General features: G+C 32.2%; 23 protein-coding genes. 16 read left to right on the top strand and 7 right to left on the bottom strand.

All coding sequences use genetic code 11. The annotated features are described in order from the left end of the window. The first annotated feature begins 1 nt into the window (after position 1). Positions 2 to 1,516 (top strand): ATP-binding response regulator, encoded by a 1,515-nt coding sequence (locus O5O44_RS08100; protein WP_289193862.1) that lies wholly within the window; start codon positions 2 to 4, stop codon positions 1,514 to 1,516. A 32-nt stretch (positions 1,517 to 1,548) separates the two neighbouring features. Here the strand turns inward: O5O44_RS08100 and O5O44_RS08095 are convergent, their stop codons facing one another. From O5O44_RS08095 to O5O44_RS08080, 4 genes are all read right to left on the bottom strand, one after another. After that, positions 1,549 to 2,094 carry an RNA polymerase sigma factor gene (locus tag O5O44_RS08095; RefSeq protein WP_289193861.1) on the bottom strand — a complete coding sequence of 182 codons (546 nt, stop codon included), beginning with the start codon at positions 2,092 to 2,094 and terminating at the stop codon, positions 1,549 to 1,551. Between the two features lie 318 nt (positions 2,095 to 2,412). Continuing rightward, positions 2,413 to 3,240 (bottom strand): mechanosensitive ion channel family protein, encoded by an 828-nt coding sequence (locus tag O5O44_RS08090; protein ID WP_019386543.1) that lies wholly within the window; start codon positions 3,238 to 3,240, stop codon positions 2,413 to 2,415. 45 nt (positions 3,241 to 3,285) lie between these two features. After that, positions 3,286 to 3,462, bottom strand: a complete 177-nt coding sequence (locus O5O44_RS08085) for a hypothetical protein (protein ID WP_019386544.1) — start codon at positions 3,460 to 3,462, stop codon at positions 3,286 to 3,288. Next, positions 3,462 to 4,034 (bottom strand): RNA polymerase sigma factor, encoded by a 573-nt coding sequence (locus O5O44_RS08080; RefSeq protein ID WP_289193860.1) that lies wholly within the window; start codon positions 4,032 to 4,034, stop codon positions 3,462 to 3,464. Before O5O44_RS08080 ends, O5O44_RS08085 begins: the two co-directional genes overlap by 1 nt. Before the next feature lie 171 nt (positions 4,035 to 4,205). Between O5O44_RS08080 and O5O44_RS08075 the strand changes: the two genes are divergently transcribed. Together O5O44_RS08075 and O5O44_RS08070 are read left to right on the top strand one after the other, a co-directional pair. After that, the gene (locus O5O44_RS08075) at positions 4,206 to 4,988 is read left to right on the top strand and encodes a S1/P1 nuclease (RefSeq protein WP_289193859.1); all 783 of its coding nucleotides are present in this window, start codon (positions 4,206 to 4,208) and stop codon (positions 4,986 to 4,988) included. A gap of 116 nt (positions 4,989 to 5,104) precedes the next feature. Then, entirely contained in the window at positions 5,105 to 5,305 is a 201-nt protein-coding gene (locus O5O44_RS08070; protein WP_019386547.1) for a hypothetical protein, read from the top strand. Between the two features lie 52 nt (positions 5,306 to 5,357). Here O5O44_RS08070 and lpdA read toward each other — a convergent pair whose 3' ends face one another. After that, on the bottom strand, positions 5,358 to 6,758 hold the full coding sequence (gene lpdA / locus O5O44_RS08065; RefSeq protein ID WP_019386548.1) for a dihydrolipoyl dehydrogenase: 1,401 nt from the start codon (positions 6,756 to 6,758) through the stop codon (positions 5,358 to 5,360). 93 nt (positions 6,759 to 6,851) lie between these two features. Beyond that, complete coding sequence (locus O5O44_RS08060) at positions 6,852 to 8,453, bottom strand: S41 family peptidase (protein ID WP_289193856.1); 1,602 nt, start codon at positions 8,451 to 8,453, stop codon at positions 6,852 to 6,854. A gap of 111 nt (positions 8,454 to 8,564) precedes the next feature. Between O5O44_RS08060 and smpB the strand changes: the two genes are divergently transcribed. The 4 genes from smpB (at position 8,565) to O5O44_RS08040 (ending at position 12,179) form a co-directional block, all read left to right on the top strand. Beyond that, on the top strand, positions 8,565 to 9,023 hold the full coding sequence (smpB, locus tag O5O44_RS08055) for an SsrA-binding protein SmpB (RefSeq protein ID WP_019386550.1): 459 nt from the start codon (positions 8,565 to 8,567) through the stop codon (positions 9,021 to 9,023). Positions 9,024 to 9,088: 65 nt separating this feature from the next. Continuing rightward, positions 9,089 to 9,640 carry a hypothetical protein gene (locus O5O44_RS08050; RefSeq protein ID WP_289193855.1) on the top strand — a complete coding sequence of 184 codons (552 nt, stop codon included), beginning with the start codon at positions 9,089 to 9,091 and terminating at the stop codon, positions 9,638 to 9,640. 23 nt (positions 9,641 to 9,663) lie between these two features. Then, the gene (locus O5O44_RS08045; protein ID WP_289193854.1) at positions 9,664 to 11,559 is read left to right on the top strand and encodes a Xaa-Pro dipeptidyl-peptidase; all 1,896 of its coding nucleotides are present in this window, start codon (positions 9,664 to 9,666) and stop codon (positions 11,557 to 11,559) included. 5 nt (positions 11,560 to 11,564) lie between these two features. Further along, the gene (locus O5O44_RS08040) at positions 11,565 to 12,179 is read left to right on the top strand and encodes a methyltransferase domain-containing protein (RefSeq protein ID WP_289193853.1); all 615 of its coding nucleotides are present in this window, start codon (positions 11,565 to 11,567) and stop codon (positions 12,177 to 12,179) included. A gap of 3 nt (positions 12,180 to 12,182) precedes the next feature. Here O5O44_RS08040 and O5O44_RS08035 read toward each other — a convergent pair whose 3' ends face one another. Beyond that, the gene (locus O5O44_RS08035) at positions 12,183 to 12,824 is read right to left on the bottom strand and encodes a protein-L-isoaspartate(D-aspartate) O-methyltransferase (RefSeq protein ID WP_289193852.1); all 642 of its coding nucleotides are present in this window, start codon (positions 12,822 to 12,824) and stop codon (positions 12,183 to 12,185) included. Positions 12,825 to 12,982: 158 nt separating this feature from the next. Between O5O44_RS08035 and O5O44_RS08030 the strand changes: the two genes are divergently transcribed. The 9 genes from O5O44_RS08030 (at position 12,983) to O5O44_RS07990 (ending at position 22,849) form a co-directional block, all read left to right on the top strand. Beyond that, the gene (locus O5O44_RS08030) at positions 12,983 to 13,942 is read left to right on the top strand and encodes a Gfo/Idh/MocA family protein (RefSeq protein WP_026009934.1); all 960 of its coding nucleotides are present in this window, start codon (positions 12,983 to 12,985) and stop codon (positions 13,940 to 13,942) included. Positions 13,943 to 13,971: 29 nt separating this feature from the next. Beyond that, positions 13,972 to 14,862 carry a 3-hydroxyacyl-CoA dehydrogenase family protein gene (locus O5O44_RS08025; RefSeq protein WP_289193851.1) on the top strand — a complete coding sequence of 297 codons (891 nt, stop codon included), beginning with the start codon at positions 13,972 to 13,974 and terminating at the stop codon, positions 14,860 to 14,862. 56 nt (positions 14,863 to 14,918) lie between these two features. Then, complete coding sequence (locus O5O44_RS08020; protein WP_289193850.1) at positions 14,919 to 16,157, top strand: DUF1015 domain-containing protein; 1,239 nt, start codon at positions 14,919 to 14,921, stop codon at positions 16,155 to 16,157. Positions 16,158 to 16,170: 13 nt separating this feature from the next. Further along, positions 16,171 to 16,842: a YggS family pyridoxal phosphate-dependent enzyme gene (locus O5O44_RS08015; RefSeq protein WP_289193848.1), complete on the top strand. Its 672-nt coding sequence runs from the start codon at positions 16,171 to 16,173 to the stop codon at positions 16,840 to 16,842. A gap of 30 nt (positions 16,843 to 16,872) precedes the next feature. Beyond that, on the top strand, positions 16,873 to 18,237 hold the full coding sequence (locus tag O5O44_RS08010; protein ID WP_289196441.1) for an exonuclease domain-containing protein: 1,365 nt from the start codon (positions 16,873 to 16,875) through the stop codon (positions 18,235 to 18,237). 3 nt (positions 18,238 to 18,240) lie between these two features. After that, positions 18,241 to 20,199: a DUF3858 domain-containing protein gene (locus O5O44_RS08005; protein WP_289193847.1), complete on the top strand. Its 1,959-nt coding sequence runs from the start codon at positions 18,241 to 18,243 to the stop codon at positions 20,197 to 20,199. Between the two features lie 22 nt (positions 20,200 to 20,221). After that, positions 20,222 to 21,067, top strand: a complete 846-nt coding sequence (locus O5O44_RS08000) for an ion transporter (protein ID WP_289193846.1) — start codon at positions 20,222 to 20,224, stop codon at positions 21,065 to 21,067. A 187-nt stretch (positions 21,068 to 21,254) separates the two neighbouring features. Then, positions 21,255 to 22,178, top strand: coding sequence for a tRNA (adenosine(37)-N6)-dimethylallyltransferase MiaA (gene miaA, locus O5O44_RS07995; protein WP_289193845.1), 924 nt, complete (start codon positions 21,255 to 21,257; stop codon positions 22,176 to 22,178). After that, entirely contained in the window at positions 22,175 to 22,849 is a 675-nt protein-coding gene (locus tag O5O44_RS07990) for a GNAT family N-acetyltransferase (protein WP_289193844.1), read from the top strand. Before miaA ends, O5O44_RS07990 begins: the two co-directional genes overlap by 4 nt. The last annotated feature ends 8 nt before the right edge of the window (positions 22,850 to 22,857 follow it).

Raw genomic sequence — 22,857 nt, 5'->3', positions numbered from 1 at the left:
GATGCTAAAACCCTATTTAGAAAAATATCATACAAACAATTTTCAATATATTTTAGTTGATGATTCTGGATGTGTTTTAGAAGTAGACAATCCTATTTTTCCCATAAAAGTAAACGATAAAATACAAGACACCCATCCTTTCTTTGAGGTTTTAAACAACTTGATTTTAATAAAAAATGAATGTTTCGAGTTTACTTGTATTAACCTAGAGTTTAATGGTAAACCTTATGTTGTCGACCTTACTTTTAGACCTCAAAATAATCAAGAAAATCTTTTAATTATTGAGAATTTAACCAAACATTACAATAACTATCAACTTACCGCACAAACTAGAAACGAATCCATTATAAACTCTCAAATTCTTGTTCTTAAAAATGAATACTTACAAGAAAAAGAGACATTTAAAAATAATTTTATTGCCAATTTTAGCCATCAACTTAGAAACCCAATTACGGCATCTATAATATTTAGCGATTTATTAAATAATAGTGATTTAACAACTGAGCAAAAAAACTACATCAATATTATTCAATCGGCTAACAAAGATTTAAAAAACAGAATTGAAGATATACTTGATATTTCAAAAATAGAATCGGGAAAGTTAATTTTAGTTGATAAAGTATTTAATTTAAAAGAATTGCTGAATGAAGTTGCTATTATGTACGAATACATGGCAAATAAAAAGGGTATTGATTTTAATTTCAAAATAGCCGAAAATATTCCTGAATTTGTTGAGGGCGATCAATATCGATTAAAACAAATCTTAAACAATCTTTTGAATAATGCCATAAATAATACCACAAAAGGCTCCATAACACTAGATATATCACTTAATTACAAAAGGGCGAAAAAGGTTAATCTTCATTTTGAAATTACAGATACTGGTTGTGGCATAAATAAAGAACATCTTGAAACTATTTTTAATCGGTTTACTAACTTAGAATCGGATGTGAAAATTGACAGAGGTTTTGGCTTAGGTTTGTCTATTGTAAAATACTTAATTACCGAAATGGATGGTAATATAAAGGTTGAAAGTGAAATAGATAAAGGCTCTAAATTTATATGTAATTTAAGTTTTAAAACATCAAATTACAACCAGAGCCAAAAGGAAGAATTGTTAAATAAACAATTACTGAAATTAGACAGAAGATATAATGTTCTGTTAGTTGAAGATTCAGAATTAATACAGCTTACTATTTTAAAAACATTAGCCTCAACAGGGCTGTTTTATGTGAATATTATAAATAAAGGCGAAGAGTTAATTCCCAATATTATTGATAAAAAGGTAGATATCATATTATTATCCAATACAATAGAAGGTTTCTCTGCCATAGACTTAGCGGCTTCAGTAAGAAATCTTTCAAAAGAATATAAAAAAACTCCAATTATCGTTTTATCAACTCAAGCCTATAAAGAAGACATTAAGCGCTTTAAACAAAACGGCATCAACAATGTTATAATAAAACCTTTTGATAAGAAAAACCTGTTGGAAGGAATTCAGAAATACTTAAAGTAATCAACGGGTTAGATAATTTTTTACTTAATACATTAAACTGCCATGGCATAAGAATTCGCTAAACGTTCTTTGGCTCTCTTAATTCTCATTTTTACTGCACTTTCACCAATTCCTAGAACATTTTCGATGTTTTTAAGACTTAAATTTTGCTTATACTTTAACTCTAGAATAGAACGATCATTTACCGGTATTTCTTGTAAAGCATTATTTATTCGTTTACCTTTTCTTTCTAAGTGATCCATAGAATCATCTCTATCTTCAGCGTAGTTTTCAATATCGAAATTTTCTGTTAATCGCATTTCATATTTACGTTTAGGATTTCTATTAACGTAATTAACACAGTGGTTATAGGTAAAAGAATACACCCAAGTAGAAAATTTAGACTTACCTTGAAAACTAGATAGCTTTAAATATAACTTTAAGAAAATATCTTGAGTTAAATCTTTAGCCTCATCTTCATTTTTTACAAAATGGTAGCATTTATTATAAATATTATGTGAAAATCTGTCATATAATACACTAAATAATGCGGTGTCGTTGTGGTCTACAATTCTGGATACTAATTCTTGATCTGTCAAAACTAATTGGTTTAAATGTTAAGGTATGCCAATATTAAAGCTTGATACTTTGTTCTGATTTTTGTAAATAAATAATTTACAAAACTAGACTAAATGTAAATTATATAGATAAAGCGAATATATTAATGTAGGAAATGACGTGTTTGATAAAAAAGTAGAATGCAATTATTATAGAAGTGGACCAATTGTATTCTTAAAGTCTCACTTAATTCATTAAAAAAAAATCCCTTTTCAAATTCATGAAAAGGGATGATATCATGTAGAGAGCTTTTCAATTTACAGAAAAGTAACCAACCAAATTTTAACCCTAACTTAAAGTTAATCCTGTAATCTTACTTGACTCTCTACAATATCTTTAATAGGCACTATCACTTTGCCTGTATCTGTTAATATGGTTATTGTGATGCCATCAATTGACTCTACTTCACCTTTAATATCATTAAATTCTATTTTTTGTCCTATTTCATAGGTCTTTCTTGTATAAAATGTTCTCATCAAATCTCCAACTACTTTTTGAGACCCAAAACCAAATGCCAATGCGAATGCCAATAAAAAGGCCGCAAGAATCATAGTTATATTACTTGTAATGATTTCGGTGTCAATTCCAGCTTGGTTTAAGGCTGTAATCGAAACATAGATTAAGATTAGAAAAAATACAAACTGGCTTATCAGTTTTGCTCCTGATAAATCCATGGACTCAAACAGCGATTTCAATCCTTTCTTAACAAGGTTTGCTAAAATTAAACCTACAGTAAATATGACTAACGCTGCAAATAATTGTGGCAAATAAGCTAATAAATTGCTTATTTGTTGAGAAATCATGGTTAAGTTCATAATATCTGATGCCATAATAATAAGCATCACATACATGACCCATTTTACAAAGTTTGAAACTATTTTAACCGTATCAAAGTTTAACTTCTTGCCTTCAATAATCTCAATTTCATTAATAGCATCATCCAATTTGTTAGCATTAGCAAGCTTTAATACCTTCTTAATAATTTTTACAATTAATTTGGTAATTAACCAACCAAAAATTAAAACAATTAAAGTTCCTATTATATTTGGAAATATTTTTGATATTTCAAGCCACATCGTTGATAGAGATTCCATGGCCATATCTTTCCATTTTGTCGCTTTTTCCATTTTTAAATTATTTTTTTAGGGATTTTAGGTTTGGTTTATTATAATTTACTTTGATTTTCTACTCTTAATAACGGTTTCAATAACATCGCCAATATTATAAGAAAATAACGTTGCCAGGTCCATGATGAGTTTTGCCATGGCAATATCATTCATCACTTTCTCCTTGAGTTCTGGCGGAACTTCCTTAATAGGCTGGTTTATATGTTTAAATGGATTATCCATTATTTGTCATTTTCGTTATAAACGCTTATAAGTTTATCTTTTGCACGTTTTATTCTCATTTTAACTGCACTTTCTCCTATTCCTAAAGCACTTTCAATTTCCTTAATACTTAAATTATCTTGGTACTTTAATAATAAAATCATTTTCTCTTGCGGAGAAATGAGTTCTAATGCTACTTTTAATTTATCAACCTTCATACTTAGAAAACTGTTGTCGTCTTCCTCCTCTGATAAGTTTTCTAAATCAGTATAATCTACCGACTGCTTTTCAAATTTTTTAGCCGTGTTTCTGGTTACGTAATTTACACAGTGATTATATGTAAACGCATATAACCAAGTTGAAAACTTCGATTTACCTTTAAAACTAGCCAACTTTACAAAGAGCTTTAAAAACACATCTTGTGTTAAATCTTTAGCTTCATCTTCATCTTTTGCAAAACCATAACATTTATTGTACACCAATCGTGCGAACCTATCATATAACGTCTCGAAAAGCAATGTGTCATTTGTTTTAACAATTGCTTGTACCAAATCTTCATCAGATAAACTATTTATATTGTCGAGGGTTTTCAAAATTAGCTTGCGCTATTTACGTGTTATGTAGATTAAGACACTACATTTTATAATTAGTCACGCGTTTTTGAAAAAAACTAAAAATATACAGTTTTATTAAACTTTTGTTAACTCCGTATTATTTATGAATTTCTTTATCCGTTATATTTAAATTAGCTAAAAATTAACGGCATGAAATTTATTTACACTTTACTTTTAGCTTCACTTTTTATTTTACCATATCAAACTTTTGCAAATGATGATTTTTGGGGACAAACCGGACACCGCGTCGTTGGTAAAATTGCGGATGACTATTTATCAGGAAAAGCTAAACGTGAGATACAACGTTTGCTTAACAGAAAATCTCTCGCGTTCGTTTCAACCTTTGCCGATGAGATAAAAGCAGATAAACGTTATAACGAATTTTACACATGGCATTACATCAATATGTCTTTAGATGAAAACTATGAGGATTCAGAGAAAAACCCTGAAGGCGATTTAGTTTCAGGAATTAATTATTGTAAAAAAATCATTTCTGATGATGAAGCTTCAGATGACGATAAGGCGTTTTATTTAAAACTTCTAATTCATTTAATAGGCGACTTACATCAGCCCATGCATATTGGTTTAAAGGAAGATCGAGGCGGAAACGATTTTAAAGTACAATGGCATTATGAGGATTCTAATCTTCATAGAGTTTGGGATTCCGATATGATTGAAAAATTTGATATGAGTTATGTTGAATTAGCTGAAAATGCCGATGTTTTAAGTAAGGCACAGGTGAAAGCCATTCAAAAAGGATCAGTTATTGATTGGGTAAATGAAACGCATGAATTAACTAGAAAAATATATGACTCAGCAGAACCAGAAGAAAATTTAAGATACCGTTATTCTTATCATCATTTTAAAACAGTTAGAACGCAATTACAAATAGCTGGAATTCGTTTGGCTAAGGTGCTAAATGAGCTGTTTTAATTATAATTGTTTCCAGTTTTGAATCATAATCCTTAATTAGCCTTATAAACAGTAGTAGGCGAAATGGTTTATTTAAAAATTAACTATCTTGTTTGAATAAACTAACTATATAAGGTATGAACAAATCAGTTAAAACAGTTTTATTAGTAGTCGGATTAGGACTTTTAGGCTATGGTATATACACGCTAGTGGCTCCAGAAGCTGCTGTAAGTATTGGAGAATTAAGTATAGAAGCCCAAGATAATACTAACTCATATATTACTATTGCTTTAGGTATTGTAGCCTTAGCATTAGGATTCTTAGGAGGTAAAAAATAAAAAAAGGCTTACCAAAATGGTAAGCCTTTTTTTAATTATTTTATTTAATAATCTATATATGTAAAGCTCTATCCTCAGTAGCTGCTAATGCTGCTTCTTTGATAGCTTCTGTGAATGTTGGGTGCGCATGAGACATTCTAGAAACGTCTTCAGCAGAGGCTCTGAATTCCATAGCAACAACAGCTTCGGCAATCATATCCGCCGCACGTGCACCTATCATATGTACGCCCAAAATTTCATCTGTAGATTTATCTGCAAGAATTTTTACAAATCCGTCTAAATCCATACTTGCTCTACTTCTACCTAAAGCTCGCATTGGGAAAGAACCAACTTTGTAATCGACACCAGCTTCTTTTAATTGTTCTTCAGTTTTTCCAACAGCAGCAACTTCTGGCCAAGTATAAACTACACCTGGTATTAAGTTATAGTCTATGTGTGGTTTCTGTCCAGCAAGTGTCTCTGCAACGAATACACCTTCTTCTTCCGCTTTATGAGCTAACATCGCGCCTTTTACAACATCGCCAATAGCATAAATATTAGATGCACTAGTTTGCAAATGATTGTTTACTTCTACTCGACCTCTATCATCAAGCTTCACACCTGCTGCTTCCGCATTCAAGCCATCCGTATATGGGCGACGACCAACAGAAACTAAACAGTAATCACCTTTAAATTCTACTTCTTCTCCTTTTTTGTTATCTGCTTTTACTATAACTTCTTTTCCTTTACGCTCCACAGATTTCACTTTGTGAGACACCTGCATTGAGAATTTAGCTTTCTTAAAAACCTTATTAAGTTCTTTAGATAAACCAGCATCCATGGTTGGAATAATTCTATCCATGTACTCTACAACAGTTACTTCTGACCCTAAACGTTTGTAAACTTGCCCTAATTCTAAGCCAATAACGCCTCCTCCAATTACAATTAAATGTTTTGGAATTTCTTTAAGTTTTAAAGCTTCTGTAGAAGTTATAATTCGCTCTTTATCAATGTTTATGAATGGTAAACTTGAAGGTTTACTTCCAGTTGCAATAATTGTGTTTTTTGCTTCAATTTCAGTCGTTTTATCACCTGAAATTGTAATATGCGTAGCATCTTTAAAGCTTCCTAAGCCTTGATAAACATCAATACTATTCTTCTTCATTAAAAAATCAATACCACCTGTAGTTTGGTCTACAACAGCTTGTTTTCTAGCAATCATTTTTTCAAGATTAACCTTAACCTCGCCTGGTACTTCTATACCATGCTCTTCAAAATGCTTAATAGCATCTTCGTAGTGGTGTGACGAATCTAATAACGCTTTACTTGGAATACAACCTACATTTAAACAAGTACCACCAAGTGTGGCATATTTTTCTATAATGGCAGTTTTCATGCCTAATTGCGCGCAACGAATCGCTGCAACATATCCTCCAGGACCCGAACCAATAATGGCTACATCGTATGAATTCATATAATAACTTTGAAGTTTTAGTATTTAAAAATCTAAATTCAAAAATACAAATTTAGATTCAAGGCATTCAAGGAATACTCTTTTTTTTGGAAATTAATCGTGTTTATGAATATCTTTTAAAATCCAATCTAATTCGGTGTCAATATTTAATTGTCTGTCTTCTAATTTTGGTAAAATGGTAATATCTGGTTTTACACCGTAACCATCAGGATTTTGTTTTTGTGGAGCTTCTATTTGCATGAGCCCCATCCGTACTTTAATTTTAGTATTTGGCAATTGGTAAATTTTGTAAATACCGGCTACTGTACCGTTATAAGCTCCTCCAGTTTCTTCACCTACAAAAGTAGCGCGGTTATTTGCTTTTAAATGCGTTGAAATCAACGAAGATGCCGAAAAAGAATTGCCATTAATCAAAACATACAATTTCCCATTATAATGCATAGGTTTAGGTGGTTTTATCTTGGTATGCTTGTTAAACTTGTAATATGTTTTACCATCGCGGTTTCTAGTTTTAAATAGATTATGAGCCGCTACAACTGGATAAAATACCGCACTCAATACTTTTAAACTATTAGGGGTTGTGTTACTCATAAATGATTTTAAAAAAGGTGTTCTGCTCGTTACTTCGCTTTCTGTAATAAACTGGTAAGATTCATCTGTTAAATAGGAATATAAATAATCTATTTCGGCTATTCTACCACCACCATTGTCTCTTAAATCTAAAATAAAATACTTGGTATTGGCAGAATCTAATTTAGTAAAACTCTCTTTATAAAACCTTTTATAATTGCCATTGGAAAAGCTACGAAGCTTCATGTAAGCTACACAACTATCTTTTCCTATAAAACTAAAATTTCGGGTGTACTTGTTATTTTCACCCAGATATCCATATTTTCTGTTATCTTTTCTTCTCTTCCGCTTTGCCAGTTTTTTTACATTCTTTTCTTCTTTTGAAAGTTTATTGACTTTTACTTCTTCTACAGAAGTACTATCTTCAGGAGCGCGTTTTTTCTTCTTCTTATCTTCTTTCTCAATACGTTTAAAAACTCTCGAAAACAACGAATCTTTCGATCTAAAAGTCACTTTTAAGCTATCAGCAAACCCTTTATCTCGATAATAAAATGTTGAAAAGCCCTTTGAAACATAGCGATTATGCAATGTTATGTTATAACCATCTGAAGCAAATCGTGTTTTATATCTTTTCACTAAATCTTTTGCAGATTCTCCTTCAATAGTAACCACTTCTTTGCCTTTTAAAATTGAATCTTTGCCCTTATAATGTTTTACCCAAAGCTTGTCTTCTAAATATTCAAATTCTAATTTATAAAACTCAAAAGATGTCTTCTTTAATTGTTTTCTTTCATTTCGCGTAAATCGTTTTGAGACAGAACTTACAGCTACATGACCTTGTTTTACATAAGCTACCACTGGCGCTATTTTTCTATAAAAAGTGCGAGAATCTATTGGTTGATTTATGGTGGATTTCAAACTATCAAATTTAAAATCTAATTCTTCTTTAGAAATGTATTGATATAACTTAGGGTGATGCCGCTTAAGTTGATGGTATAGCTTATCAATATCGCTATGCAAATTTTCAACACTATGTAATTTGGTAATCTGCTCGTTATGTTTAGCCACACTTTTACATGACACTAAAACAACAATAACCATAAGCATAAAAAGTATTCGCTTCATTCAGGCTAATTTAATGGTATTTAAGTAATCAAAAAACCGATTAATCATTCTTTAACTTTTTCAATGTCGTTAAGTGAAAATCTCACAATAAATTATGTAGTTTTGTGCTTCATGCAAAAGAACATTAACATACAAAATAAGAAAGCGCGCTTTCAATATGAAATTTTAGATAAGTATACTGCTGGCATTGTGCTAACGGGTACCGAAATAAAATCTATTAGAAGTGGTAAAGCCTCTATTGCTGAAAGCTTTTGTGAATTTAATGAAAAGGGTGAGTTATTTGTAGTTAACATGACCATTGAAGAATACCTTTATGGCACGTATTACAACCATAAACCTAAAGCTACTAGAAAGCTGCTTTTGAACAAAAAAGAGCTTAAAAAATTAAATAAGGAAGTTCAAAACACTGGACTCACCATTATTCCGTTACGCCTGTTTATAAATGAAAAAGGCTATGCAAAACTTGTAATTGCATTAGCAAAAGGTAAAAAGCTTTATGATAAGCGAGAGACCATAAAAGACAGAGATAACAAGCGAAACCTAGACCGTATTAAAAAAATATACAAATAATTTAAGGGTTTATTAACGCTTATAATTATTGAGTTTTCCTATTTTTCAACTTTAAATTTTTATATATGAAGAAGTTCTTAGTTGTACTCTTAGTCATTGCTGTTTCTGCAAGTATTCAAGCACAACAAAAAAACAAAAAAGCAATTCAAGAAGCTCTTGAATTTAAGATAGATAGCACTTCCGTTTTAACTTTAGATAGTACAATCAAAACACTTTATGCCGTTATCTCTGGTGAAAAAGGTCAAAAAAGAAATTGGAAACAATTTAAGTTTCTATTTAAGCCAGATGCAAAATTAATTCCGTCAGGGCAAGATAAAGAAGGTAATTTTGGAGTAAGATATATGAGTCCGGATGATTATATCAAGAGTTCAGGAAAATGGCTAGTTGAGAATGGTTTTTTTGAAAAAGAAATTAATAGAAAAGTTGATACCTTCGGAAATATTACTCATGTTTTAAGTACATACGAATCGTTTTATAGCGAAGCCGATGAATCTCCATTTATGCGAGGCATCAATAGTATCCAATTAGTAAATGACGGCAAGCGCTGGTGGGTTGTAAATATTTTTTGGACTCAAGAAACCGAATACAATCCCATTCCAAAGTTATACTTACCATAACCATCAATTAATTTCAAATTTTTATGATCAAGAAATACTACATCCTTACTTTCTTTCTAAGTTTTTTTATCTTAAAAAGTTTAGCCCAAGACAAAGCAAAACCTATTTTTAAAGATGGTGAAGCACAAATAGTTGAAGCTTTTAATACACCAGATAAATGGATTAGACATGATTTATTTGTTGAAACCACATTTGATACTGATGGTGATGGGAAACTAGACCGCATGCACGTATCTGTTACTAGACCATATCAAACAGAAACTGAAGGTTTGAAATTACCTGTGATATATGTTTCTAGCCCGTATTTTGCTGGAGTTGCTCCAGATGTGGATGGTCTATTTTGGGATGTTAATAACGAACTTGGTGAACTATCTGAAAAACCACGTGTACATCCTGAAGTGACACGCAGAGGCAAACGACCTATAATTTCGAATTCGCATATTAAAAAATGGGTGCCACGAGGTTATATTGTGGTGCATTCGTCTTCACCTGGTACAGGGCTTTCACAAGGTTCTCCAACAGTTGGTGATGACAACGAATCTTTAGCACCAAAGGCTGTTGTGGATTGGTTATGCGGAAAGGCAAAAGGGTTTACTGAACCTTATAATAATAAAGAAGTTAAAGCTTATTGGAGCACTGGTAAAGTTGGAATGACGGGAACTTCATACAACGGCACCATTCCCTTAGCGGCTGCAACTACTGGCGTAGAAGGGTTGGAAGTGATAATACCTATTGCACCAAACACATCTTACTATCATTATTACCGCTCTAACGGTTTGGTGAGATCTCCGGGAGGCTATTTGGGTGAAGATATTGATGTATTATATGATTTTATTCATAGCGGTGGCGAAGAACCAATTATACCATTAAAAAACACAAAACTTAACGACTCCAAAATTCCTGAAAAATCTATATCTAAACGTGTATACAGTAATGCCAAAGTGAGAGATACCGAAATGAAAAACGGAATGGATAGAATTACAGGCGACTATAATGATTTTTGGGCAGGACGGGATTATTTAAACGATATGGACCCTATGAAGGCTGCATTATTGATGTCTCACGGTTTTAACGATTGGAATGTTATGCCAGAACACAGCTATCGTATTTACAAAAAAGCGAAAGAAATGGGATTACATACCAACATCTATTACCATCAAAATGGACATGGCGGACCACCACCTTTAAGTATGATGAACAAGTGGTTTACTAAGTATTTACATGGTGTTGATAATGGCATTGAAAACCAACCCGATAAAGCTTATATCGTTCGTGAAAATGATGAAAGAAATCAACCAACTCCTTATAAAGATTACCCTAACCCTGATGCGCAAGATGTTACGCTATTTTTAAGTTCTGGAGCACCTAGCATGGGAGGATTAACTACTGAACAGTCTCAAACTTTAGGGCAAGAAACTTTAATAGATGACTATTCAATAGCTGGCGAAGAATTAGCTAAATCAGAAACAAGTAAACACCGTTTATTGTATGTGTCTCCCACGTTATCAAAAGACTTACATATATCGGGAGTTCCCAAAATAACAGTAAAATTGGCGAGCAGTAAACCTGCAGCTAATTTATCAGTTTGGTTGGTTTCGCTACCTTGGAATGAAGGTAAAGTAAAAATTACCGATAATATCATCACTCGTGGTTGGGCAGATCCTCAAAACCATAAATCGTTAACTGAAAGCGAACCGCTTATACCTGGTAAATTTTATGATGTTACTTTCGAATTACAACCAGATGATCAAATAATTAAAGCAGGACAACAAATAGGTTTAATGATTTTTTCAAGCGATAAAGAATATACTTTACATCCAAAACCAGGAACTGAATTAACCATTGATTTAGACGGCACTAGTTTGACATTGCCTGTTGTTGGAGGATTAGAAGCACTTAATTTAGCAATTGAAGAATAACAAAATTGAATCAAGAAGATACAAACAACGAAGAAAATTACTGGACCCAACGTTACAATGAACGGCAAACAGGTTGGGATGTTGGTGAGCCGACAATACCTTTAAAGACCTATATAGATCAAATAAAAAATAAGTCGTTAAAAATATTAATTCCTGGAGCTGGTAATGCTTATGAAGCAGAATATTTATTTAAAAATGGATTCAAAAATGTACATGTTTTGGACATTTCTAAAAAACCGTTAGCACAATTTAAAGACAGAGTTCCAGATTTTCCAAACTCACAATTAATTCATGCCGATTTTTTTACACATCAAGATTCTTATGATCTTATATTAGAACAAACTTTTTTCTGTGCCTTTCCACCAACAAAAACCAACCGAGAGCAATACGCTGCTAAGATTCACAACTTACTTAATGAAAATGGAAAATTGGTAGGCTTATGGTTTTGTTTCCCACTTTTTGAAGACACAGAAAATCCGCCTTTTGGTGGCTCTAAAGCAGAATATTTAGAATATTTTCAACCGTATTTTAAAATAAAAAGTTTCGAAAGTTGTTACAATTCAATTGAATCAAGAAAAGGAAGAGAATTATTCGGAATATTTATAAAAAAGAACAATTAAGTCCTAATTTTTATCTCCTAGTAAAGGCACGAACCTAAACTCACCAAATTCTTCTTGTTCATATTCTTTAGGCCCTTTTCTTGTAAACATGGTCATAACTTGAATATCGTCTCCAACCGGAATTACTAGCCTACCTCCTATTTTTAATTGACTCAGTAAAGGTTTAGGGACATAAGGCGCACCTGCGCTTACAATAATGCCATCAAAAGGCGCTTCTTCTTCTAATCCTAAATAACCGTCGCCAAAAACCAATTTCTTTGCGCGATACCCTAATTTTGGCAAAAATTTGGATGTTTTTTTAAATAGCTCATTTTGTCTTTCAATACTATATACCTTAGCCCCTAATTCACATAAAACAGCAGTTTGATAGCCACTTCCGGTACCTATTTCTAAAATTTTATCACCAGGGGTAATTTGTAACAATTCAGTTTGAAACGCTACTGTATAAGGTTGCGAAATGGTTTGGTCTGCAGCAATAGGAAACGCTTTATCTTGATAAGCATGATCTAAAAAACTCGAGTCCATAAACAAATGCCTCGGTATTTTTCCAATAGCTTTTAATACTTTAGGGTCCTTTATTCCTTTGGCTTCTATGATGTTAACGAGTTGTTGTCTTAATCCTTTGTGTTTAAAAGTATCTTTCAATTTTAGTAGCGTTTATTTTGCTAAAATTAGTCAAACAATTTCAAGCTTAAAACTAAATTATCAGTTTTTATTTATCACACATTTTTAAGCCAAATTTTTAGATGAATTGCTTAACTTCACGTTTTAAATATCTTATTTTTGTTGAAAACGTAAATATTATGCTAAAAGCTGGAGTTCTAGGTGCTGGACACTTAGGAAAAATTCATTTAAGACTTCTTAAACAATCTGAAAAATATGAACTTGTTGGGTTTTATGATGCCGATGAAGAGAACGCTAAAAAAGTAGAGGCAGAATTAGGATATAAATATTTCAACTCCATAGAATCTTTGATTGATGCCGTGGATATGGTGGATATAGTTACGCCTACGTTGTCACACTATGATTGTGCTAAACAAGCCATTGCAAAAGGTAAGCATATTTTTATTGAAAAGCCCATTACAAATACTGTAGAAGAAGCTGAACATATCAGAGAGCTTTTAGCAGAAAATAATTTACGCGGACAAGTAGGTCATGTTGAGCGTTTTAACCCTGCATATTTGGCAGTAAAAAATGAAATTAATTCGCCTATGTTTATCGAAACACATCGATTGGCAGAATTTAATCCGCGAGGTACAGATGTGCCTGTAGTTCTGGATTTAATGATTCATGATATTGATATTATTTTAAGTGTTGTGAAATCGAAAGTTAAAAACATTTCAGCTAGCGGAGTTGCTGTTATTAGTGATACGCCAGATATTGCTAATGCCAGATTAGAATTTGAAAATGGTTGTGTAGCTAATTTAACGGCGAGTAGAATATCACTTAAAAATATGCGTAAAGCACGTTTTTTTCAGAAAGACGCCTACATTTCTGTAGATTTCTTAACCAAAAAGTGTGAAGTTGTAAAAATGAAAGATGCCCCGGAAAATCCGGGTGATTTTGATATGATTTTACAAAATGCTGAAGGTGTAAAAAAACAAATTTATTTTGATAATCCTCAAGTGCCTGTAAACAATTCGATTCTAGACGAATTAGAAACCTTTGCTGATGCTATTAATAACAATACGACTCCAATTGTTACGCTTCATGATGGTACTGAAGCCCTGCGTGTTGCGACTCAAATAATAAATAGTTTTTAAGTTATAACAAAACGAAAAATACAATACCTATGAAAAACGTAGCTGTTATAGGTGCTGGAACCATGGGAAATGGTATAGCACATACATTTGCACAAAGTGGATTTTCTGTAAACCTTATAGATATAAGTGAAGCATCACTTGAACGTGGAATAGCTACTATTACCAAGAATTTAGACAGAATGATTGCAAAAGAAAAAATTTCTGAAGCAGATAAAAAACTGACATTGTCTCATATCAAAACACACACAAGTATTAGTGAAGGTGCAAAAAACGCAGATTTAGTGGTTGAAGCGGCTACCGAAAATTTAGAATTAAAACTAAATATTTTTAAAGAGCTCGATAAAGCCTGTTCAGATTCAGCAATTTTAGCATCAAACACTTCCTCTATTTCTATCACACAGATTGCTGCTGCAACATCAAAACCAGAACGCGTTATTGGCATGCATTTTATGAACCCCGTTCCTATTATGAAGTTAGTAGAAATCATTAGAGGTTATAACACCAGTAATGCTGTGACTCATACCATCATGGAACTTTCTAAGACTTTAGGTAAAGAACCAGTTGAGGTTAACGATTATCCTGGGTTTGTTGCTAATCGTATTTTAATGCCCATGTTAAATGAGTCTATAGAAACGCTTTACAATGGAGTGGCTGGTGTTGAAGAAATTGACACGGTAATGAAATTAGGTATGGCACACCCTATGGGGCCTTTACAACTAGCTGATTTTATTGGTTTAGATGTATGTTTGTCTATATTACATGTGATGTACGACGGATTTAAAAACCCTAAATATGCCCCTTGCCCTTTATTAGTAAATATGGTAAGAGCGGGTAAATTAGGTGTGAAGTCTGGTGAAGGTTTTTATGATTATTCTGAAAATAGGAAAGCCGAAAAAGTAGCACAACAGTTCCGAAAGTAAGCCAAGTGTTTTCAACCCATAAAATAGTTCATAAGCAAGGTTTAACATTAAAATAAATGGCTAAAATAATTCCTTTTAAAGCAGTACGACCAACGCGCGATAAAGTGAGTTTGGTGGCATCAAGGTCTTATCAAAGCTATACCCAAAAAGAATTAGAAGCCCGTTTAGATGGTAATCCGTTTTCATTTCTTCATATTATAAATCCTGGTTATAAATATCATCAAGAAATTACTGGAAAAGCACGCTATACTTTAGTAAAAAACAGGTATTTAGAGTTTAAAGAAGATGGTGTTTTTATACAAGACGAAACACCTGCATATTATATTTATAAAATTGTTAACAGGGACGGAATTGCATTTTCAGGAATTGTAGCTGCTGCAAGTGCCGAAGATTACAAAGCTGATATTATCAAAAAACATGAAGATACGCTTGAATTTCGCGAAAACATTTTCAAAGATTATTTAAAAACGGTTGGATTTAATGCTGAACCCGTACTCCTTACCTATCCAGATAATGACGTTATAAGTGATATAATTGCGGAAACACAAAAAGAACGTGCGGAATTTGAATTCACCACCCATTTTAGAGACACCCATTATTTATGGCTCGTGAAAGACGAAGCCTCCATAAACAAAATAAAGACTGCGTTTAACACTATGGATAGTATTTATATTGCCGATGGTCACCACCGTTCAGCTTCATCATTTTTACTAGCCGAAGATTTAAAAGCAGAAAATAAAATGCATTCTGGAGACGAAGCTTATAACTATTTTATGAGTTATTTAATTCCAGAATCAGAATTAAAAATATACGAATTCAATCGTTTGGTTAAAGATTTAAACGACTTAACAAAAGATGCTTTTCTAATAAAATTAGATGCCGTTTTTAGAATAGAAAACCGAGGAACAGAACTTTATAAACCCACCGGAAAGCATCATTTTAGTATGTATTTAGATGGCGAGTTTTATTCACTTTACCTCAGAAAGCATAATTATAGTCTAGATAATCCGTTGCTCGCATTAGACACACATATTTTATACAAAACGGTTTTAGAACCCATTTTAGGGATTTCAGATTTACGTAACGATACACGAATTGATTATTCTCATGGTAAGAACGATTTGGTAAACATAAAAATGAAAGTAGATAAAGGCGACTATGCTGTTGGGTTTGGTCTGGTACCAATATCAGTCGACGAACTCAAAGCTATTGCAAATTCAGGGTTAACCATGCCTCCAAAAAGCACCTTTATTGAACCCAAATTAAGAAGCGGTGTTACAATCTATGAATTTTGATATCATTAAAAAAATGAGCATTAAAGAAAATCTTCTAAATATAAAATCAACATTACCAGAGCATGTTAGTTTAGTGGCTGTTTCTAAAACGAAACCTGTAAGCGATTTAATGGAAGCTTATCATGCGGGTCAGCGCGTTTTTGGAGAAAACAAAATCCAAGAAATGGCCGAAAAGTATGAAGAGATGCCAAAAGATGTTGAATGGCACATGATTGGGCATGTACAGCGCAACAAAGTGAAATATATGGCGTCTTTTGTGTCGCTAATTCATGGTGTTGATAATTTTAAATTGTTAAAGGAAATAAACAAACAAGCTGAAAAGCATAATAGAGTGATTGATTGTTTGCTTCAAATAAAAATAGCTTCAGAAGATTCTAAATTTGGAATGACGTCCAATGAGGCGTCTGATATTATGCAATCAGAACCCTTTTCAGAATTAAAGAACATCAAAATTACTGGACTTATGGGAATGGCAACATTTACCGATGATGAAACTCAAATAAAACGTGAATTTAAATTTCTTAAATCAACTTTCGATAGTTTAAAAGACCTATCAAATTTTAACTGTAAACTCGAAATTATTAGTATGGGTATGAGTGGCGATTATCAATTAGCAATAGCATGCGGAAGTAACATGATTAGAGTTGGAAGTAGTATCTTTGGTGTAAGAAATTATTCAAATTAAAATTTAGTAATAAATTAAAATAAGCATACCATTTACGCAATATTAGACATAGAAACAACTGGCGGAAAGTACAATGAAGAAGGCATCACCGAAATAGCTATATACAAATATGATGGTCATGAAGTTGTCGATCAATTTATTAGCCTCATAAATCCTGAACGCGATATACAACCTTTTGTAGTTAACCTAACAGGTATAAATAGTAACATGCTACGTAATGCGCCAAAATTTTATGAAGTTGCAAAACGCATTGTAGAAATCACTGAAGATTGTATACTTGTTGCCCATAACGCTCAATTTGATTATCGCATTTTATGCACAGAATTTAGCCGATTAGGGTTTGAATATGAACGCAAATCCTTATGTACTGTTGAACTTTCTAAAGGATTAATTCCTGGGCAAGCATCTTATAGTTTAGGTAAATTAGTGCGTTCTTTAGGAATACCGGTAACCGACAGGCACCGAGCTTCTGGCGATGCATTAGCAACCGTTAAATTGTTTAAAATGCTGCTAGATAAAGATTCTGAAAAAAGCATCATAAAAAATTCTGTTAGGCTAAATCCGAAACATCAACTCGAACCAAGACATATAGATATTATAAGTGAGTTACCTTCAATAACAGGGGTATATTACATTCATAAATCTGATGGTGAAATAATCTACATTGGGAAGAGTAACAATATTAAAAAACGCATTAACCAACATTTTACTGGTACAAATGCTAAATCAAAAAAAATACAATCTCAGGTTACCGCAGTAACTTACGAAGCAACCGGAAGTGAATTGGTGGCGCTTCTAAAGGAAAGCGAAGAAATAAAGAAAGTAAAACCCATCTATAACCGGGCGTTACGTCGATCGATATTTACTCATGCATTATATCACTATAAAGATGAGCACGGTTATATTAACCTGAAAATTGATATCGCAGATGGTAGAAAAAAACCCATTACAACCTTTAGTAATCGCATGAGCGGAAAAAGTTTTATAACAAAAGCTGTTGAAGATTACAACTTATGCCAAAAATTAACTGGATTGTATAAAACCAAAACCAGTTGTTTCAACTACGAAATTAAAAACTGCGAAGGGGCTTGTATTCAAGTAGAATCGCCAGAAATTTACAACAAACGTGTTTCCGAATTAATTAAAAAAAACAGCTATTCAAACAAAAACATGGTAGTAGTTGATAGAGGTCGCGATGTAGACGAAAGAAGCGCTATTCTTATAGAAAACGGCGTATTTAAGGGCATCGGCTTCTTTAATCTCAACTATCAAATTAATAATCTTGATGTATTAGAATCTATTATTACGCCTATGCAGAATAATAGAGACACTCAACATATCATACAAAGTTACCTAAGAAGAAACAAACGCCTTAGGGTTATAGAATTAGACTAACCTATGAAAAAATATATTTTACCAATTTTATTATTTACAGCCTCATTTGCCCTTTCTCAAGAAAATTATAATACTGAATCTTACAGTGTCTCACTTGAAGACATTGAGAGCAGTACTTTTGTAAAAGATTCCACCGCTAATGCATTTGTGATTTATGAATATGGCAATAGTTACATTCATAAATATGATTACGATTTAAGAACGGAAGAAAAATATAAAATTAAAATTATAAATAGAGAAGGCTTTGAAAATGCCAACGTAGTAATCTATCAATATAAAAATTCATATCAAAGTGAAAGAGTTGAGGATATCTTTGGAGCCACATATAACATGATTGATGGTAAAGTCGTAAAAACACAGTTACAAGAACAGGATATTTACAAAGAACAACTTGATGAAAACCGAACTATTATAAAATTTACATTGCCAAATATAAAAGAAGGTTCGGTAATTACTTATAGTTATAAAACAAGATCTCCATTTATTTTTAAATACCACGGGTGGGATTTTCAAAGTGAAATTCCTAAGCTCTACAGTGAATACAACACAAGTATTCCCGGAAATTATCTTTATAATATAAAGCTTGTAGGAGGACAAAAACTAGTGATTAATGAATCTGCAATTGAGAAAAAATGCTTAGAAACATTTAGAGGTGCTAGTGCCGATTGTGCAGTAAGCAAATATGCCATGAAAGATATACCCGCTTTTATTGAAGAGGATTATATGACCACTAAAAGCAATTATTTAGCACGAATTGAATATGAGCTACAAACATTTAAGGGTATGGATGGCACCGTAAAACACTATACCAAAACATGGGATGCCGTAGATAAAGAATTGCGAACGGATAAAGAAATTGGCAAACAACTTAAAAAAAAGGTCGATGCCGAGGAAATTTTACCTACTTCTATTTTTAATGAAGCAGACGATTTAAAAAAGGCAAAAGCCATTTTCCAGTTCGTTCAAGAAAATTATACATGGAATGAAGAATACAAATTATTCACAGGTGCTTCAATAAATGATATTATTAAAACCAAATCAGGTAACGTTTCATCTATAAATATTTTACTTCATAATCTATTAAAAGAGTCTGATATTGAAGTTAAACCTGTTTTACTTTCGACTAGAGAAAATGGATTTCCTACAACTTTATTCCCAGTTCTTTCAGATTTTAACTATCAAATTGTCCAAGCCAAGATTAACAATAAAACTTACTTATTGGATGCCACAGACAATTATTTAAATTTTGGCGAAATTCCTTTTAGGTGTTTGAATGATAAAGGTAGACTAGTAGATTTTAAGAATGGAAGCTCTTGGATTGATTTAAAACCAAGCACACCTTCTAAAGTGTTTTATAACGTTGAAATAAATTTAAACGACGTTATTCTTTCGGGCAATGTTAATACTAAACGAACTGGATATCATGCATTTAATTCAAGAAAATTGTATTATAAAAATAATAGTGAATACTTAAATAAACTAGAAAACAGGCACCCAGATTTAGAGATTTTAGATTTTGAAGTTATAAGTGAAAGCAAAACCAGTCCAGATTTTAAAGAAGCCTATAACATTGAATATAACTATGCTGGTGCAGGCGATAAAATTTACTTAAACCCTTTTATATTCAAGTTTTTTAATGAAAATCCTTTAAAATTACAAGAACGAACTTATCCCATCGATTTTGGATATGAAGACAGTTATTACTACCTCTTCAAACTCGAATTAAATGATGAATATGAAGTTATCGAAATGCCGAAAACGGCTAATTTAATTTTGCCAAACAATACAGGTCAAATTTTATTAAATGCGTATCAAATAGGTGAAAATTTAAACATACTTTTTAAAATTGATTTTAATAAATCCATATATGAAGTTGAATATTATCCATATTTAAAAGAGTTTATGGCTAAAATTGTAGACATACAAAACAATTCACTTATCTTACTTGAAAAAACTAAATAATCTTTTTAGTACTTTTGAGAATATGAGCAACACAACAAAAAAATCCTGGAGAACATCGCTTTATAAAATTATATATGAGGCTGAGACTTCTGCCGGAAAATTATTCGATGTTGTTTTAATGATTACCATTATTGCGAGTATTTTACTTGTTATGTTAGAAAGCGTTAAGAGCATTGATAGTAAATTTCACAATTTTTTAAACATATCTGAATGGGTTATTACCATCCTTTTTACTATTGAATATATTGCACGTATTATTACCGTAAAACAACCTGCCAAATATATTTTTAGTTTTTATGGTATCATCGATTTGTTATCAACCATACCAAAATATATATCACTTTTTTTCGGTGGTATTCATGCTTTGGCAGCGTTAAGAGCCTTACGTTTGTTGCGTATATTTAGAATTTTAAAACTGGCCAGATATTTGGGCGCATCAAATAATCTTGTAAATGCTTTAAAAGCAAGTCGCGCAAAAATATCAGTTTTTCTTTTTGCTGTCATTATAGTTGCTATCATTTTAGGAACTGTTATGTACCTTGTAGAAGGAGAAGAGAACGGATTTACCAACATACCAAAAAGTGTGTATTGGTGTATTGTAACCCTTACTACTGTAGGCTTTGGCGATATTGCACCACAAACACCATTAGGCCAATTTATAGCCTCAATGGTTATGATTTTGGGTTATGGCATTATTGCAGTTCCAACAGGAATCGTATCTGCTGAATATGCTAGCCAAGGCACTAAACAAAAACCCGAACCGCCCAAAACGAATTTAAACACACAATCTTGCGAAAATTGTCTTGCTACAAACCATAAAGACAAAGCAGACTATTGCTACAACTGTGGAGAAAAGTTATACGGTTAATGTTTATGAAGTTATTAATCGTATCAATAATTCATAATCACGGTGTGAATAAATCCAGCATTTATTAATCTAATTCAGTTAAAAAACAATAAGGCTTCAACTTTAAAAAAAGCATTTATTAGCCATAGTTTATTAATTTCAAAATTGGTATTAATCATAAATTCAATTTAACTTTACAAAATAAATTTTGGTTATTATCAATTCAAAAACAAAATATCTTATTTCGGTTGTTGGTCCTACCGCCATTGGAAAAACGTCTCTAAGCATTAAGCTGGCTCAACACTTTAAAACCGAAATTATTTCAGCCGATTCGCGTCAGTTTTTCTGCGACATGCAGATTGGTACTGCAGCCCCATCACCAGAAGAATTAGCTGCAGCAAAACACCATTTTATTCATCATAAATCAATAAACGATAATTATAATGTTGGCGCTTTCGAAAAAGATGCAATACAATGTTTAGATAAACTATTTAAAACTCACGATATTGCTATTATGGTTGGTGGCTCTGGCTTATATATTGATGCCGTTACAAAAGGTTTAGATTATTTTCCTGATGTAGATCCTAACATTCGTGAGAACTTAAATAAGCAATTGGAAACTCATGGTTTGAAGTATTTACAGGATCAATTACATGAGTTAGATTCGGCTTCATACAACACCATTGCCATTGATAATCCGCATCGCGTCATTCGTGCTTTAGAAATTTGTTTAGGCACAGGCAAGCCTTATGCTTCATTCTTAAATAAAGCGAAAGGACATAGACCATTCAAAACCATTTCTATAGGTATTAATGCAGAAAGAGATATAATTTACAATCGAATTAATCAACGTGTTGATATGATGATGGAACAAGGTTTATTACAAGAAGCTAAAAAACTTTATCCTTTTAAGAACCTAAATGCGCTAAATACAGTTAGCTACAAAGAATTGTTCAATTATTTAGATGGCACTTGGGATTTAGATTTTGCCATTTCAGAAATAAAAAAGAATACACGTCGTTTTGCAAAAAGACAACTCACCTGGTTTAGAAAAAACCAAGACACCATTTGGGTAGATTATAATGAATCTGTTGAAACCATTATAACAAAAATTGAATTGCAATTAAAATGAAAAACGAATCGGTATTAGACAATCCAGTTTGGTATGCACTCACAGAGCAACATGACGCACATTGTATCGACTATGGCGCTGTAAAATTTTATAAAACCGATTTTACGCCTTTTGGTGCAACTCAAAATCCAGAAGAAACCGCAAGCGCCATTGAGCAACATTCTAGATTACTAAAAATTTTTTTTATTGTTGGAAACAAACCTACAATGCCGGCATCGTTTAAACCGCCAATTAAATATGTTGGTTTACAAATGATTATTTACCATAAAATAAAATACCCAATAACCGAAACAATAATAGAACTAAACGAAGCGCATTACCAAGACTTAATGGCTTTAACAAAGCTTGTTTATCCTGAATTTTTTAAACCTAAAACTAATACTTTGGGGCGATACTATGGGATTTACAAAAATGAAAAGTTAGTTGCTATTACTGGCGAGCGCATGCAAACCAATAACTTCATAGAAATAAGTGCGGTAATAACACATCCTGACTTTTTGGGTCATGGCTACGCAAAACAACTAATAACACATACTGCTAATAAGATTTTTGAGAATAATAAAATTCCGTTTTTACACGTCGATGAAACAAATTTGGGACCTATAAACCTGTATAAAAAATTGGGTTTTGTAAGGAGAAGAAAAATTGAATATTGGAAAATAAGTTGTTAAAATGTAAA

Source organism: Algibacter luteus (assembly GCF_030344935.1).
Classification (GTDB): Bacteria; Bacteroidota; Bacteroidia; order Flavobacteriales; family Flavobacteriaceae; genus Arenitalea; species Arenitalea lutea.
The sequence above is the reverse complement of the archived record's forward strand: the minus strand, read 5'-3'. Positions and strand labels throughout refer to the sequence as shown.

Excerpts from the sequence above, each read along its gene's own strand:
- O5O44_RS08100 (WP_289193862.1), top strand. The coding sequence starts at position 2 with ATGCTAAAACCCTATTTAGAAAAATATCATACAAACAATTTTCAATAT.
- O5O44_RS08090 (WP_019386543.1), bottom strand. The coding sequence starts at position 3,240 with ATGGAAAAAGCGACAAAATGGAAAGATATGGCCATGGAATCTCTATCA.
- O5O44_RS08085 (WP_019386544.1), bottom strand. The coding sequence starts at position 3,462 with ATGGATAATCCATTTAAACATATAAACCAGCCTATTAAGGAAGTTCCG.
- O5O44_RS08075 (WP_289193859.1), top strand. The coding sequence starts at position 4,206 with ATGAAATTTATTTACACTTTACTTTTAGCTTCACTTTTTATTTTACCA.
- O5O44_RS08070 (WP_019386547.1), top strand. The coding sequence starts at position 5,105 with ATGAACAAATCAGTTAAAACAGTTTTATTAGTAGTCGGATTAGGACTT.
- lpdA (WP_019386548.1), bottom strand. The coding sequence starts at position 6,758 with ATGAATTCATACGATGTAGCCATTATTGGTTCGGGTCCTGGAGGATAT.
- O5O44_RS08060 (WP_289193856.1), bottom strand. The coding sequence starts at position 8,453 with ATGAAGCGAATACTTTTTATGCTTATGGTTATTGTTGTTTTAGTGTCA.
- smpB (WP_019386550.1), top strand. The coding sequence starts at position 8,565 with ATGCAAAAGAACATTAACATACAAAATAAGAAAGCGCGCTTTCAATAT.
- O5O44_RS08050 (WP_289193855.1), top strand. The coding sequence starts at position 9,089 with ATGAAGAAGTTCTTAGTTGTACTCTTAGTCATTGCTGTTTCTGCAAGT.
- O5O44_RS08045 (WP_289193854.1), top strand. The coding sequence starts at position 9,664 with ATGATCAAGAAATACTACATCCTTACTTTCTTTCTAAGTTTTTTTATC.
- O5O44_RS08030 (WP_026009934.1), top strand. The coding sequence starts at position 12,983 with ATGCTAAAAGCTGGAGTTCTAGGTGCTGGACACTTAGGAAAAATTCAT.
- O5O44_RS08025 (WP_289193851.1), top strand. The coding sequence starts at position 13,972 with ATGAAAAACGTAGCTGTTATAGGTGCTGGAACCATGGGAAATGGTATA.
- O5O44_RS08020 (WP_289193850.1), top strand. The coding sequence starts at position 14,919 with ATGGCTAAAATAATTCCTTTTAAAGCAGTACGACCAACGCGCGATAAA.
- O5O44_RS08015 (WP_289193848.1), top strand. The coding sequence starts at position 16,171 with ATGAGCATTAAAGAAAATCTTCTAAATATAAAATCAACATTACCAGAG.
- O5O44_RS08005 (WP_289193847.1), top strand. The coding sequence starts at position 18,241 with ATGAAAAAATATATTTTACCAATTTTATTATTTACAGCCTCATTTGCC.
- O5O44_RS08000 (WP_289193846.1), top strand. The coding sequence starts at position 20,222 with ATGAGCAACACAACAAAAAAATCCTGGAGAACATCGCTTTATAAAATT.
- O5O44_RS07990 (WP_289193844.1), top strand. The coding sequence starts at position 22,175 with ATGAAAAACGAATCGGTATTAGACAATCCAGTTTGGTATGCACTCACA.